This window comes from Lactiplantibacillus plantarum, assembly GCF_014131735.1.
Taxonomy (GTDB): domain Bacteria; phylum Bacillota; class Bacilli; order Lactobacillales; family Lactobacillaceae; genus Lactiplantibacillus; species Lactiplantibacillus plantarum.
On record NZ_CP039121.1, the window covers coordinates 184553 to 200088 of the forward strand.

Consider the following 15536-nt stretch of genomic DNA (forward strand, 5'->3'; position numbering starts at 1 on the left):
GGAGATAACAATTATGGAAAAACGAATTTCAGGTACCACTGGTTTATTTACCTTACTCGGTTCTCCAGTAGGTCATTCAGGTTCACCGGCAATGTATAACTTTAGCTTTCAAGAGCAAGGATTAGACTATGCATATTTAGCTTTTGATGTTAAAAAAGCACAAATGCCAGAAGCGATTGATGCATTACGATTATTTAAGGTTCGCGGTAGCAACGTAACGATGCCATGTAAGGGCGTTGCCGCAACACTTGTTGATGAGTTGTCACCGGCCGCAAAGATTGTGGGGGCTATTAATGTCATTGTTAACGATAATGGTAAGTTGACAGGTCATATTACGGATGGCATTGGTTTTGTACGCAATCTGAAAGAGAACGGTGTAGATATTGCTGGTAAAAAGCTAGTCGTGATTGGTGCTGGTGGTGCTGCTACGGCGCTACAAGTTCAATGTGCATTAGATGGTGCTAAATCATTGGCTATTTTTAACCGTGAGGACGACTTTTATGCGAATGCCGAAAACACTCAAAAGAAGATTAAGGAAGCAAAGCCAGAAGTCGACGTTAACGTCTATCATCTAGAAGACCAAGACAAGTTAAAAGCTGAGATTGAGAAGGCTGATATTCTGGTTAACGCTACTATTGTTGGTATGAAGCCGCTGGACGGTCAATCATTAGTCGATCCAAGCTATTTACGTTCAGACTTGGTTGTTGCGGATACTGTTTACAACCCCCTAAAGACCAAGTTAATTGAAGACGCCGAGGCATTAGGATGCACGGTAGCGCCGGGGAAAGGCATGTTATTGTGGCAAGGTGATGCAGCATACACACTCTTTACAGGTAAGGCTATGCCAACGGCCGAATATCAAGCCTACGAGGCACGTCAAGCAGCTAAGCAGCATTAGAAAGGGGCAATAAAAAGATGGAAGCACGAATTGATGGACACACAACTATGCTAGGCCTTTTCGGCTCGCCGGTTGGCCATTCAGGCTCACCAGCAATGTATAACTACAGTTTTGAAAAGGCAGGTATTAATGATGCATACCTGGCTTTTGACATTCAGGCTGATGAAATGGCCAGTGCGTTAACTAAAATGCGCGTTTTAAATATGCGTGGTGCTAACGTAACGATGCCTTGTAAAAAGGTTGCTGCAGAATTAGTTGATGAATTGTCACCAGCTGCAGAATTAATCGGTGCTGTGAATACGATTGTCAATAATGATGGCGTGTTAGTTGGTCATAATACGGACGGTGCGGGCTATGTTGAAAATCTACGCCAGCATGGTGTTGACCCACAGGGAAAGCGCCTTACGGTGTTAGGTGCTGGTGGTGCTGCTACAGCAATTGCCGTTCAAATGGCACTAGATGGCGCTCAGGCGATTCATATCTTTAATCCTAAGGACTCGTTTTATCAAAATGCTGAGTTAACGGCTCAAAAGATCATGGATAAAGTTCCCGCATGCCAAGTTACTGTAGGCGATATTAATGACCAGGAAGTCTTGACACAAGCAATTGCACAAAGTGATATTTTGGCTAACGCAACCAAGGCCGGTATGGCACCGAATGTTGAACAAACTAATATTAAGGATATGACCGTTTTTCGTTCTGATTTAGTTGTGACAGATACTGTTTATAATCCTGTTACCACAAAAATGTTAGCAGATGCAGCTGAACATGGAAGCAAAACAATTGGCGGTAAGGGGATGCTGGTTTGGCAAGGTGCCGCAGCGTTCAAATTGTACACAGGCCAAGAAATGCCCGTTGAAGAAGTAACGCAACGGTTCTTCTCAGATGATGGGGGACGTTAAGATGACAAGTAACACAAATTCAAACCGTAAATATTATGTAACAGCATTGGCATTGTACTTTGCTTACTTTATTTTAGGAATTGCCTCTTCAATAATGGGACAGTATAAAACTGAGTTTGCAAAGGCGTGGGGCGCATCCACGCTGGCTAACGGAACCATTGATGTTAGTATGGTAGTTTCTGTCATTGCTGCCTATGGTCTGGGACGGCTGATTGCTTACCCATTTGCTGGTCCAGTCTCTGATAGGATTGGGCGTCGTATCAGTGGTTTCATTGGAATTGCGTTGTACGCCGTATTCTTTTTTGGGATGATCACAGTTCACAGCATGTGGTGGGCGTATGCTATTGGTATTATTAACGGGATTGCTAATTCGTTCTTGGATACCTGTGTGTCACCAAGTGTGATGGAAATCTTTCCTAAATCGGCCTCAATTGCAAATCTATTTACAAAGTTTGCCATAACGGTTGCTCAGTTTGTATTGCCGTTCGTTATTGGTTTGGTTGCTAGTGCTCAAATGTCATATCGAGTCATTTTTATCGGGTGTGGAATTTTAATGATTGCTGATGCAATCTTAGTTCTGGTTTTACCATTTCCTAAGCAAGATAAAGCAACTGCTGAGGCTAAAACGACTACTGACAAACCGAAGCATCGTTTCACACCAGCTGCGATTGCATCAATTTTAATTGGTTTTACTAGTTCAGCGACGTTTATGATTTGGTTGAATTGCAATCAAGAGCTAGGAGCTAGTTACGGAATCAAAGACCCCAGTATCCTGCAATCATTTTATGCGGTTGGTGCAACGGTAGCGGTCTTATTAACTGCTCAGTTTATCCATATGGGGCTGAAAGAGACGACCGTATTAGTACTATATCCAAGTATTTCAATCGTCATGTTAATGTTATGTTATTTCATTAATAATCCAGTCATTCTCTATATTGGTAGTTTTGTTATTGGTTACGCTGCTGCTGGTGGGGTACTACAATTGGCGACCTCTACGACCATTGGTTTCTTTCCAGATAGTAAAGGTCTAGCGACATCCCTTGTAATGATTGCCTCAAGCGTGGCTAATTATGCTGTATTATCAGCTGCGGCATACTTGACAAAAGTTACCGGTGCTGATGCGCCACGGATGATAATTCTAATGAACATTGTGATTACGTTAATTGGGGTTGGTTTAGCATTGATTGTGAAACATGGTGGTCGGTCAACACGTACGTCGGCTGCTTCCGGTGTTGAAAGTTAATTAAAAATTGCGCCTTCAATAAAGGCGCAATTTTTAGATTGATCGTTCTTGATTAGTGTAATGTTGCCAACAATAACTGCGAATAAACTCTTGGAAACGGTGGACGGCAGGTGTAATAAAACCACTGCGACGAACGACTAAGTAAATTTGATGTTGTAATGGCTGATCAGCTAAGTGTTTGATTTGAACACGCTCGGGATTTAAAAGTGGTAAGTAGGGCATTAGCGCAACACCCATATTGTAACGAACAAACCCAGCCATAGTATGATCTTCTTCTACTTCATAAGCTACCTTGGGCTGAACGTGGGCTGCTGATAGGATTTGGTCGATTAATGGTCGCAAGCCGCTATTCTGTGAAAATAAGATCATTGGATAAGGTGCTAGGTCTTCAACGTGTAGCGGATTTTTTTGTACCGCGGGATGATCATTTGGAACAACTGCAACAATTTCTTGTTGAACTAGTGGGATAAAGTCAAAGAGATGGGCAGTTAGCTGCTCACCCAGTCTATCGACGTTAGAGGCTAGAACGATGTCGTATTTTTCATCGGCTAGTGCTTGCAGGAGCACACCGGAGTTTCCTTGACCAAGCTCAAAAGTAATTGCTTGATTTTCGCTTTGATTTTTGAAATGGGACAGTAACTCAGGAACTAGTTGCTGTCCAAGGGTGTAGGTAAATCCTAATTTAACATGACCGGTATCTGGATCCATAAGTTGTTTGACGAGTTCGTTGCCTTGTGATAAATCATTTAAAGTAGCAGTGACGTATTTCAAATAAACACCGCCAATTGATGTTAACTTGATATTACGGCCATCTGCTTCAAAAAGTGGAACACCCAATTCGTGTTCGAGTTTTTTGATGGCATAACTCAACGAAGGCTGTGAGATACCTAAGTTTTCGGCAGCCTTTGCCATATGTTGTGTTCGAGCTAGCTCTTTGAAAAAAACTAAATGTCTTAAATTCATGAGGAATGCTCCTTTACTCATAGATAACTTTGATGATTTAAACAACTCATCCATATTTATTATATTAAACTAATTTGCTAACATAACAAGTGAATTGAGTAACAAACAGATAAAAATAATATTTAGGAGTGGTTTTTCATGGCAGAACGAATTGATGGGCATACTTTACTGATTGGTTTAATGGCGTATCCAATTCGTCATTCAATGTCCCCAACTATGCATAACAATGCTTTTGCTAAATTAGGACTAAATTACGCTTACTTAGCATTTGAAGTGACGAATGAAACGCTGCCAAGTGCAATTGAGTCAATCAGAACACTTGATATGCGTGGCTCCAATATTTCAATGCCAAACAAGCAAAAAGTGATTCCATTGCTTGATAAGCTTGATCCAGCAGCTAAAATGGTGGGTGCGGTTAATACAATTGTTAATGATGATGGTGTTTTAACAGGTTATACGACTGATGGCATCGGATTTATGAAAGCGCTCGCGGATGAAGGCTTGGATATTCGCGAACATAAAATGACGCTAGCTGGTGCTGGTGGTGCCGGGACTGCGATCGCAGTGCAGGCTGCATTGGATGGTGTCAAAGAAATATCTATTTTTAATATGCACGATGCAACATGGGCAAATGCCGAACGGAACGTTAAACTAATTAATGAGCAGACCGACTGTCACGCCACTTTACACTCATTAGAAGATCGTGATGATTTCAAACGGGAAATCCAAAGCTCTTATATCTATACTGATTCGACAGGTGTTGGAATGAAACCACTTGAAGATAAGACGCTTGTGGACGATCCTAGTTGGTTCAGCTCAGACCAAATTGTGTTTGATACAGTATATGCACCACGAACGACTAAATTAATGAAGGTAGCTCGTCAAGCAGGATTGAAGCATGTTTACAATGGTTTAGGTATGATGCTTGAACAAGGTGCAGCAGCCTTTAAGCTGTGGACTGGCGAAGACATGCCAGTTGATTACATTCATCAGATTCTGTTTAGTGATGATCAGGATAAATAATTGATGACAGGAGGCAAGTTAAGATGCAACCAGCGATAAAGCTACGAAATATTGAACTTGGTAGTGGTCGACCTAAGTTGGCAGTGCCTATCACAGGAACGACGATTAATGATATTTTAGCAGCGACGACACCGATTTTAGCTGCACAGCCAGATGTCGTTGAATGGCGAATTGATTTTTTCAAGGATGTAATTAATCCAGAAAAGTTGAAATCGGCCGGTCAGCAACTTCGTCAGGCTTTAGGTGATATTGCCTTATTAACTACTTTCCGAACTAAAGGTGAAGGCGGCGAATTAGCACTATCAGATACTGAGTATTTTAAACTGTGTGAGACGGTCTTAGATGGTGGGTTCACGGATGCCTTAGATGTTGAGCGTTACCATGACGAACAAGCTGTTAAACAAATTGTTGCAGCAGCTCATGAGCATCAAGTAGTTGTGATCATGAGTAATCATGATTTTGATAAAACGCCGGCGGTTGCTGAGATCGTTAAGCGCCTTACTAGTATGGTCGATTATGGTGCTGACGTTGCTAAGATGGCTGTGATGCCACAATCGGTGGAGGATGTCTTAACATTACTGACAGCGACTAATATTGCACGCCAAACACTACCACAGCCAGTAATCACAATGTCGATGGGTGACTTAGGAAAAGTGTCACGGCTTGCTGGTGAAGTGTTCGGCTCTTGTTTATCATTTGCAACGGTCGGGGCGGCTTCGGCACCTGGGCAAATTGCACTTGAAAATTTACGGCCGGAATTGGAAGATCTGAAGTTAAATTAAAGCATAACTGAAAGAAATCGTGAGGTCAGAGTGATGATTGGGACACAAAAAAAGTATGTTTCACAATTTACGATGATGGGAACCGTCATCTCGCTGACATTATTTGAGCCGAATCAGTTAGCGGTCGAAGCGGTCTATGATTACTTGCAGCGGATGGATGGTGTCTTTTCTGTCAATCGTGCCGATTCAGAATTAGCTGCGATCAATCAATATGCCGGTATTCATCCAGTTTTGGTTAGCACTGAATGCTTTCAACTAGTGTCGGATGCTATTAAGTACACAAAGCAATATGCGGATAGTTTTAATGTGCTAATTGGACCGTTGGTTAAACTTTGGAAGATTGGTTTTGGTGGGCATCAAGTACCAGCGGCCAAGGGAATTAGCCAACGATTAGCCTTATTAGATACGCACGAAGTTATCCTAGATGAAGCCCAATCGAGTATCTACTTGCGTCAATCTGGCATGCAATTAGATCTTGGTGCGATTGCCAAGGGGTATTTTGCCGATCAGGTCGTTAAGCAGTTACAGCAGGCTGGCATTACCAGCGCTATTGTTAATCTTGGTGGTAACGTTAAGCTATTAGGGGCCAATCCGCTAACCGATAATCGGCGTTGGCAAGTTGGAATTCAAGCACCCGAAGCGCCACGTGGCTATCCAGCGCTACAGGTTGAAACGCCTGCTAGAACGGTAGTGACGTCAGGTATCTTCGAACGATATTTTAAAATTGGCAATCACCGCTACCACCATATCCTTGATCCGCGAACTGGTTATCCGGTTGAAAATCAAGTTGATCAGGTGTCGATTATAACTGAACGGTCAGAATTAGCTGAAGTGTTATCAACGGTGGCCTACTTTGAAGGGCCAAACCGTGGTTGTCAACTAATCGAACAGTTGCCACATACGGAAGCAATTTTTATTGATCATGAACAACAGGTAACAGTTACCAGTGGCTTAACGCCGCGACGCAAAGGAGTGTTTACTATTGAGTAAAAAACAAATTACCGGCCAAGCAATGGGCCACAACGGTATTATCAATTATGAAGTTGACGTGCAAGATAATAAGATTGAGGATTTGAAAATATTAAAGCATTCCGAAACGTCGGGGATCTTTAACCAAGTCATTGATAAATTGAAACAAAATATCATTACGGAACAATCATTCAATGTTGACACAATTAGTGGTGCAACGGTGATGACCCAAGCGTTACTTAAGTCGGCAGATAAGGCTGTAACCGATGCTGGTGTTGATGTGCAGCCAGTTCCTAAGAAAAAAGCCCCCAAGACGCAAAACTTGCGGACCGACGTGCTCATTATTGGTGGCGGAGAAGCGGGCTTAGTCGCTGGCTGTCGAGCGTTGACAATGGGTCAGAAGGTTATCTTAGTTGAAAAGAACGGCTATCTTGGTGGTGCGACGATTCTGAATGGTTCTAACGTTGTTGGTACCGGGTCTGATGTTGCTGCGCAAATTTTTGATAATAATCATGATACGCCAGAAATGTTGGCACAAGATGTTGCTCGTGAAAGCTTGGAGACGAACTATCCAGCTTTGACCGACCTAATGGTGCATAACATTGGTCCAGCCATTGATTTTATTAGTAAGTTTGCAGATTTACATTATCAAAAAGCACAGACGCAAACGCCAGAACATTCGATTAACCGTCAGATTGAACTACCTTCAGCAAGTAGCTATGAATTCATTCAAAAAGTTTCGAAGGCGTTTGCTGCTGCGGGTGGTCAAATTATGTTGGATACTCGAGTCGAGAAGCTTATGTTGGACAACGATAAAAAGTTACGCGGTGTGATTGCTGCTCAAAAGGACCAAACAGTCAACATCAAGGCACGTTCAGTTGTGCTTGCTGCAGGTGGTCATGGCGCTAACCAAAAGATGCGTGGTACTGAAAGCGAAGGCATTGATTATTATGGCCCAATGACTTCCACTGGGGATGCCTATCAATTTAATGGTGATTTGGATTTGCAAACGCACGATTTAGGTTGGTACAAGCTGTATCCACATGGTGTTGAAGTGGAACCAGGCGTTGCTAAATTGACCACGTACGCGTCGAAACAAGCAACTGATATGGGTGCAATTTACGTTAACTCTAAGGGTGATCGAATCGTTAACGAATCAAATGTTTATACGACTTTTCGGAATGCCATCCTTAAACAAGCGGATAAAGTTGCTTACCTAGTAATGGATGAACGGACTTGGAAGAAAGTTTACGACCTACTGATCCTGCATGATTTCACACCAGAAGAAATTAAGAGCTTCTTTGAGAATAAGGGTAAACGGCCAGTATTTGTTAAGGGTTCTTTGGAAAGTGCTGCTGAGCAGGCCGGAATTGTGGTTGATGAATTAGTCCAAACGGTCAAAAATTATCAAGGCTATGTTCAAGATGGTCACGATCATGATTTCGGTCGTGATCCGAAGTACTTGCACCAATTTGAAGGTGAAACATTCTACATCATTGAACAACGTGATCGCTTTGCGACGACTTTAGGTGGCTATAGTGTTGATGCTGATAACTTGCAATTGGTAACGACTAAAAATGCACCGGTAGCTAATTACTTTGGTGCGGGGGAAATCATCGGCGGCGCTAACGGACATGATTCAATGCCAAGTATGATGAATACTTGGGGGATTTCGTCGGGTTACGTTGCCGGCGCCGCGGCTAGCGAAAACGCTCAGCGGCAGGCAACCGCGGGCGATGACGAAGCCAATATTGTGGCCATTGTGGGGACTAACGCTTCAAAATCATATAACCGTAAGTTGTTGTATGCCATGAAAGAATTATTTGAAACGCAAGTTAATTTTGAAATTTGTGAAATTAAAGATTTACCGCTATTCAATGAAGATGATATGGATCGGGAACCGGCAAGTGTAAAAGCGTTAGCCGCTAAGATTGAAGCCGCTGATGGTGTCGTCTTTGGCGTGCCAGAATATGATCATTCGATTCCAGCTGCCTTGAAGAGTGCCATTGAATGGCTGTCCTGTGCAGAACATCCATTCAAAGACAAACCAGTGATGATTGTTGGGACTTCGTTAGGTATTCAAGGTACGGTACGTGCTCAGATGAACTTACGACAGATTTTGGACTCACCCGGTGTGGATGCCAAAGTTATGCCTGGTAACGAGTTCATGTTACCTCAAGCCGGCAATAAGTTTGATGAGAACGATCATCTGAATGATGACGGTAGTGAACACTTCTTGAAGCAGTGCTTTGGGCACTTTTTAGAGGGGCTTGAATTAGCATCTAAGAAGACAGTGACGAATTAACTACTGTCTAGACTAAAAGAACGTACACAACTCGTGTACGTTCTTTTAGTCTAGATTTTAGTTGTTAAATCTTTTGTTCCACATCGTCGATTGTGACAACCAGGGTCGCGCGAATCCAATCAAACTTAGTATGCATTTGATCGAAATAAGCGCCACTAGTTTCAAACTTGCCGGTACCATGAATGTGGAAACCACAGCCAGTACCAGTTGTGCCGGGAATCTTGTAACTACCGACAGCAATTGTAATGTGGTTGTCGGTAGCAAAATCGGCCTCAATTGAGTGCATGCCAGCCGATGGGATCAATAGGGTATGATCATCAATAAGCTGCATATAATGACTCCAGGTGTTGACGACGTGTGCTGGTGCGGCGTTGACCGTGACGATGGTTGCGGGGGTCGTGTCTTTGATCACTTCAATAAATTTAGGGTCCATAATAAGTACTCCTTTACGTTTATATTCTCATAATATATTGTAATTGATATATATAAATTATCAAGTGAGAGTGTTCGATGTCTCAATAATCTTAGCGGAGGTAGCATGGTAAAACCAGGCGTTGCTTTTTACTAATGAAAGCGGTAACTTTAGCTAGGAACGAATAACGAGAGGGTGTTTAATATGTATCAAGCAAGCCAGAAGCGCTATGACCATATGATTTATAATCGAGTAGGCAATAGTGGTTTGAAGCTGTCAGCAATCGGGCTAGGTCTTTGGAATAATTTTGGAAGCGTTGATCCGATCGCTAATCAAAAGGCAATCATTCATCAAGCTTTTGATTTGGGAATTACCTACTACGACTTAGCCAATAACTATGGCCCGGAGCCCGGCAGTGCAGAAACTAATTTTGGTCGTATTATGGCTACCGATATGCGGCCATACCGTGACGAAATGGTCATTGCTAGTAAAGCGGGCTATGTGATGTGGCCGGGACCATACGGCAATTGGGGGTCACGAAAAAGTATTATTGCCAGTGCTGATCAGAGTCTGCAGCGAACTGGTTTAGACTACTTTGATATTTTTTATAGTCACCGTCCTGATCCTGAAACACCAATGGAGGAGACGGCCACTGCGCTTGATCAGCTAGTACGGCAGGGTAAGACACTGTATGTAGGCATTTCAAATTATAATGGCAAGCAGACGGCTGCTATGACCAAGATATTTGAATCATTAGGAACCCCATACATTATTCACCAACCACGCTATAATATGTTTAATCGACAGGTGGAACAGGACTTGTTCCCCGTTCTACAAGCAACTCATAAGGCGGCGGTTGGCTTTAGCTCACTATCACAGGGGTTATTGACGGACAAGTATCTGCACGGAATCACGACAGATTCACGGGCCAATAAGCAAACAATTCCATTTTTGAGTCCAGTCCAGGTAGAACAGACACTAGCTACGGTAAAGCGCTTAAATGAAGTCGCGCAACAACGGGAGCAAAGCTTAGCTCAAATGGCTTTGGCTTGGAACCTACGTCAGCCAGCCTTAGCAAGTGTCTTGATTGGTGCTAGCCGGCCAGAGCAGGTGGTTAATAACGTTGCTGCATTGGAAAAGTTGAAATTTAGTGAATCAGAATTAGCAACGATTGAACAGATTCTTACCGAACAACCGGCAATTGATTGGAATGCTGGTCGATCATAGCGTTTGCACAATTCGCTATAGTCAATGTTATAGAGCCGCAAAAGAAAGGGCCATATCCGAGGATATGGCCTTTCTGTACCTAATAGTTAAGTTAATAATAACATAATTTTGCAGATTTGCACGCACAGGGGGGCCTTTACTAAATAAATTAGTGTTTAAATTCGCCAATTTTCACAATTAATGATAAAGTTTTACATGATAGTTATCACGATTATGCGTTGAAGTTCGGCGCAATACTTGAAAATTAAAATAATTTGCAAATAAATCATGCGATAGCGACTTTAGATGGTAGTAAGAATTAGTTTGAATTTAAGGGGGCCAATTCATGGCGGCGACGCTAAAAGATATTGCAAATAAAGTTGGCGTATCATTGGCAACGGTATCGCGCGTGTTAAACAAAGATCAGTCATTGTCTGTTAGTGATACAACGCGCCAACGAATTCTAGATGCAGCAGAAGCATTACAGTATTCAAAAAATAAACGGCATACTGTCACGACGGCGCGTAAGCGACTTGCTATTGTTCAATGGTATTCGGAATCTAAGGAACAAGATGATTTGTATTATATGTCAGTCCGGATGGGGATTGAACGTCGTGGACAAGATAATCAGTTTGAAGTGACTCGGATCTTCCAAAATAATTTACAAGAATTGGGACCAGACGTAGATGCAGTGATTGCAGTTGGAAAGTTCAGCGAGCCACAAGTCAAGGACTTGGCATCAGTAACTGACAACTTAGTATTCGTAGATGATGATCAGTTTGATGCTGGTTTTGATAGTGTCATTACTGATTTTCGGTTGGCCACAGAAAAAGTTGTCGATTATTTTTGGCAACGCAACTTTCATCATATTGGCTTTATTCACGGTCAAGAAATGACAACCGACCATCAGTTAGCGGTAGTTGATCGACGCATGCTAGGTTTTCGGGCCGCGATGGAACGACGGCATGCGTTTGATCCTAAGTTCGTTTTTAAGGGCGATTATACTAGTGAATCTGGGTTTAAAATGATGCAAAAAGCCATTCGTAAGTTGGGAGATCAACTACCAGGAGCCTTTTTTGTGGCAAATGATCCGATGGCGGCAGGTGCGCTTAAAGCGTTGCAAGCTAGTGGCATCCAGGTGCCAGAACGAGTGAAGCTATTTAGCTTTAACAATACTTCGCTGGCGACATTCGTTTATCCCGAATTAAGCGCAGTTAACGTAGATACTGAGTTAATGGGGGCGACCGCAGTTAATTTGGTCATCAGTCGACTAGCAGGGCGAACAACGACACAACGGGTTGAGCTGGGTACTAATCTGGTTGAGCGAGCAAGTTCCAAGTAGTGAAGGGCGATCTGGGATAGAAACCAGATCGTTCTTTTAGTATTTTAACTAAAAGTTTTACTCAACTTCAAGAAATTCTGGTATACTTCTAAATGAAAGCGGTTTAAATAACACGGAGGTGCATGATTTTGGAAACTAAAAAAACGGTGTTTGACCAACTAGATGGTCAAGATGTAATGCGTTATACGCTGGTCAATGACCATCAAACTCGTATCTCGGTCCTTAGTTATGGTGGGACGTGGCAAGAATTCGTCGTCAATGAAGACGGCGTTGAACATCCCTTGATTTGGGGCCTTGATAACATGACTGACTATCAACGAGTGGGATACTGCCTATGTCAATCAATTGGTCGGGTTGCTGGCCGGATTGGCGGCGCTAAGTTCAAAATCGATGATCAATCCTATCAAGTTGATATGAACGAACAAACCCATTCGCTACACGGCGGGAATCATGGTTTTAACACGCTGAACTTTGAAGGTGCTTTTAGCCAAACCAATGATAGTGTCAGTGTGACTTTGAAGAAGCATATCAACGCCAGTGATGATAATTACCCGGGAAATATGGATGTCGCTATCAAGTTTACATTAGATAATCAGGATCAAGTATCCATTGCATTTACCGGTGATACTGATGCAGCAACCCTCTTTAATCCAACTAATCACGTTTATTGGAACACAACTGATGATCGGACCAGTTTGGCCCAACAAAAATTACAGATTACGAGTGCAGCTCACTTGGAATTTGATGATGAAAAAGTCCCAACTGGTAAGAAATTAGCAGTTAAAGGCACAGCGTATGACTTTAACCAGGCACAACCAGTTGAAAAGGCATTAGACCAGCTGAAGACTGAGAATGGTGGCATTGAATTTGACGATGCGTATGAAGTTGCCCCAAGTGCGGCAGAACCAATTGCTATCGTTGGGGATACTGATGATAAGCGCCAAGTAAAAATTTATTCAGATCGCAATAGTCTTATTATCTTCACGGCTAATCCGTTTGATGCTGATAAGGAAGACGCGCATCAATATAATGCGTTAGCGACGGAAGCCCAGACACTTCCTGATGCAATCAATCATCCTGATTTTGGTGATATTGTGTTACGTCCAGGAGCACCAGTGACGCATACGATTCGGTACCAATATGAACGGTTAAATTAATACTAGTTGAGGTGTCAGGCGAGTTCTGCCTGGCGCCTTTTTTGTAAACGTATGAGTAAACAATGTTTAATTTAGTTAACAAAGTCCCGAGCATCTGATTAATACCGTGATTAGTAAAACGATGATCATTGGTAAGATAATGAGTACTATACTGCTTAAGCCCTTGGAAAGCGGGCAATCAGTGTCGATAGGCGCATTAGCAGGTCCTAATCAAAAGCGGTATAGATAAAACTTTTGAACAAATTTTACTAAAAATCATTGACATTACTTCTGAAAACGATTACATTTAAACTTGTAAATTATTCAAGGAAGATGTGAGGCGAGATTATGGATGCAGAGACAAAGCAGAGTAAAGGTCGTAAAATAACATCGCGACTTGCTTATTCGTTTGGGGCGTTTGGGCACGATGCCTTCTATGCCACTTTATCAACTTATTTTATTATGTTTGTGACCTCCCACTTGTTCGATAAGAGTAGTGGGGCTCAAGGAACACAAATGATTGCTTGGATCACCATGATTATTGCAGGTTTGCGGTTCGTGGAACTAGCAATTGATCCTTTGATCGGGAATGCCATTGATAATACTAATTCTCGGTGGGGCCACTTTAAACCATGGATTGTCATTGGTGGAATTATAGGTTCCGTCGTTTTAGCACTTTTATTCACGAGTTTAGGCGGATTAAATACCTCAAACCCCATTCTATATTTAATTATTTTTGCAATTTTATACATTACAATGGATATTTTCTATTCGTTTAAAGATGTTGGTTTTTGGTCAATGATTCCAGCAATCTCATTTGACTCAGCAGAACGTGAAAAGACGGCGACATACGCCCGGGTTGGCTCTAACATTGGTGCCAACATCGTTGGGGTTATCGTTATGCCAATCGTCTTAATGTTTTCTGTTAAGTCTAACAGTGGTCAAGGTGACAACCGTGGTTGGATGGCATTTGGGATCATTATTGCCGCAATCGCTTTGATTTCTGCCTTAGTTGTTGCACTTGGAACCAAAGAAAATGATTCTGAATTGCGTAAGAACACTGAAAAGACTAGCTTCAAGGAAGTCTTCAAAGTGTTAGCCCGTAACGATCAATTGATGTGGTTATCATTGATGTATGGGATCTACACGGCAGGGATTGCCATTACGAACTCACTAGAACTTTACTACTTCACCTATATTTTGGGTGACGCCTCGAAGTTTACACTATTAGGTTCGCTAAATGCGATTATTGGGATTTTTGCCGTATTGGCCTTCCCACCATTAGCAAAGAAGTTTAGTCGTCGTAAAGTGTTCTTCTTAGCAGTTGTTATTATGATGATTTCACTGATCATGTTTGCCTTTGCTGGTCAGTCATTACCAATGATCTTAACAGCGGCCGTATTATTCTACATTCCACAACCATTAATTTTCTTAGTTGTTTTGATGGTTTTGAGTGATTCTGTTGAATATGGGCAGTTGAAGTTTGGTCATCGTGACGAATCTTTAACCTTATCCGTTCGGCCTTTACTTGATAAATTAGGCGGTGCGATTTCTAACGGTGTCGTTGGTTTAACTGCTGTTTGGGCTGGGATGACAGCTGGTGCCACTGCTGGTGATGTGACTAGCCATGGCGCTGCCATCTTCAAGTTAATGATGTTCGGTGTACCTGCTGCTATGATTTTGATTGGGACATTCATCTTCTTCAAGAAGGTTAAGTTGGATGAAAAGATGCATGCACAAATCGTTGATGAACTTGAAAAAACATGGTCAACTCACTTGGAAACCGATGAAACTCCTGCTGAAGTTGAAGCAGAAGCCGATGCCAAGACGACGGTTTATCAAGATCCTGTTGCCGGGGAACTGATCAGTTTGAAAGATGTTGCTGACGAATCCTTCGCAAACGGTAGTATGGGTAAAGGTTTCGCCATTAAACCAACGGATGGTCGCGTTGTCGCACCATTTGATGGTGAAGTTGTTGCAACCTTCCCGACTCGCCATGCAATCGGATTACGTTCTGATACCGGTATTTTAACGCTAATTCATATTGGGATTGGTACCGTTAAGATGCGTGGGACTGGATTTGTTCAGTACGTTGAGAAGGGCGACCATGTCACACAAGGGCAAGAATTAATTGAATTCTGGCAACCAGCAATTGAAAAGGCTGGCTTGGATGATACCGTTATGGTCGTTATTACAAACTATAAAGATATGCCCGAATTTACGTATCTTAAAGATTCAGGAACCACCGTACAAGATGATGAAGATGTCTTACAATTATCGAATGTCGGCTTACCGGATCAAGCATAGTTTCTTTACGAGGAGAGCTATTAATGACGCGAGCCATTAATAGCTCTT

The 15536-nt window shown here is 42.4% G+C and carries 13 protein-coding genes; 11 read left to right on the plus strand and 2 right to left on the minus strand.

All coding sequences use genetic code 11. The features are described 5' to 3' along the window. The first annotated feature begins 13 nt into the window (after nucleotides 1-13). From E5260_RS00780 to E5260_RS00790, 3 genes are read left to right on the plus strand one after another with little or no spacing between them, the layout of a single operon-like run. Nucleotides 14-898, plus strand: coding sequence for a shikimate dehydrogenase (locus E5260_RS00780; RefSeq protein WP_003643077.1), 885 nt, complete (start codon nucleotides 14-16; stop codon nucleotides 896-898). Nucleotides 899-915: 17 nt separating this feature from the next. Next, a complete protein-coding gene (gene aroE / locus E5260_RS00785; protein WP_003643076.1) occupies nucleotides 916-1800 on the plus strand; it encodes a shikimate dehydrogenase in 885 nt (294 codons plus the stop codon). A gap of 1 nt (nucleotide 1801) precedes the next feature. Then, complete coding sequence (locus tag E5260_RS00790) at nucleotides 1802-3043, plus strand: MFS transporter (protein WP_003643564.1); 1242 nt, start codon at nucleotides 1802-1804, stop codon at nucleotides 3041-3043. A gap of 33 nt (nucleotides 3044-3076) precedes the next feature. On the opposite strand, the gene E5260_RS00795 is transcribed toward E5260_RS00790, so the two are convergent. After that, nucleotides 3077-4006 carry a LysR family transcriptional regulator gene (locus E5260_RS00795; RefSeq protein ID WP_003643563.1) on the minus strand — a complete coding sequence of 310 codons (930 nt, stop codon included), beginning with the start codon at nucleotides 4004-4006 and terminating at the stop codon, nucleotides 3077-3079. Between the two features lie 138 nt (nucleotides 4007-4144). On the opposite strand from E5260_RS00795, the gene E5260_RS00800 reads away from it, so the two are divergent. Genes E5260_RS00800 through E5260_RS00815 form a run of 4 tightly spaced genes read left to right on the plus strand, consistent with a single transcriptional unit; the run spans nucleotide 4145 to nucleotide 9085 of the window. Continuing rightward, the gene (locus E5260_RS00800; protein WP_003643073.1) at nucleotides 4145-5029 is read left to right on the plus strand and encodes a shikimate dehydrogenase; all 885 of its coding nucleotides are present in this window, start codon (nucleotides 4145-4147) and stop codon (nucleotides 5027-5029) included. 23 nt (nucleotides 5030-5052) lie between these two features. Next, nucleotides 5053-5811 (plus strand): type I 3-dehydroquinate dehydratase, encoded by a 759-nt coding sequence (aroD, locus tag E5260_RS00805; RefSeq protein WP_003643072.1) that lies wholly within the window; start codon nucleotides 5053-5055, stop codon nucleotides 5809-5811. Between the two features lie 33 nt (nucleotides 5812-5844). Beyond that, on the plus strand, nucleotides 5845-6801 hold the full coding sequence (locus E5260_RS00810; RefSeq protein ID WP_003643071.1) for an FAD:protein FMN transferase: 957 nt from the start codon (nucleotides 5845-5847) through the stop codon (nucleotides 6799-6801). Beyond that, on the plus strand, nucleotides 6794-9085 hold the full coding sequence (locus E5260_RS00815) for an FAD-dependent oxidoreductase (protein ID WP_003643070.1): 2292 nt from the start codon (nucleotides 6794-6796) through the stop codon (nucleotides 9083-9085). The genes E5260_RS00810 and E5260_RS00815 overlap by 8 nt, the downstream gene beginning before the upstream one ends. 64 nt (nucleotides 9086-9149) lie before the next feature. Here the strand turns inward: E5260_RS00815 and E5260_RS00820 are convergent, their stop codons facing one another. Further along, a complete protein-coding gene (locus E5260_RS00820; RefSeq protein ID WP_003643069.1) occupies nucleotides 9150-9518 on the minus strand; it encodes a pyridoxamine 5'-phosphate oxidase family protein in 369 nt (122 codons plus the stop codon). Nucleotides 9519-9701: 183 nt separating this feature from the next. On the opposite strand from E5260_RS00820, the gene E5260_RS00825 reads away from it, so the two are divergent. The 4 genes from E5260_RS00825 to E5260_RS00840 all read left to right on the plus strand — a co-directional run bounded on the left by E5260_RS00825 (nucleotide 9702) and on the right by E5260_RS00840 (nucleotide 15488). Beyond that, nucleotides 9702-10724 (plus strand): aldo/keto reductase, encoded by a 1023-nt coding sequence (locus tag E5260_RS00825; protein WP_003643068.1) that lies wholly within the window; start codon nucleotides 9702-9704, stop codon nucleotides 10722-10724. A 325-nt stretch (nucleotides 10725-11049) separates the two neighbouring features. Then, the gene (locus E5260_RS00830; RefSeq protein WP_003643067.1) at nucleotides 11050-12045 is read left to right on the plus strand and encodes a LacI family DNA-binding transcriptional regulator; all 996 of its coding nucleotides are present in this window, start codon (nucleotides 11050-11052) and stop codon (nucleotides 12043-12045) included. Nucleotides 12046-12167: 122 nt separating this feature from the next. Then, nucleotides 12168-13202: an aldose epimerase family protein gene (locus E5260_RS00835; RefSeq protein WP_003643066.1), complete on the plus strand. Its 1035-nt coding sequence runs from the start codon at nucleotides 12168-12170 to the stop codon at nucleotides 13200-13202. A gap of 327 nt (nucleotides 13203-13529) precedes the next feature. Further along, nucleotides 13530-15488, plus strand: a complete 1959-nt coding sequence (locus E5260_RS00840; RefSeq protein ID WP_003643065.1) for a glycoside-pentoside-hexuronide (GPH):cation symporter — start codon at nucleotides 13530-13532, stop codon at nucleotides 15486-15488. The last annotated feature ends 48 nt before the right edge of the window (nucleotides 15489-15536 follow it).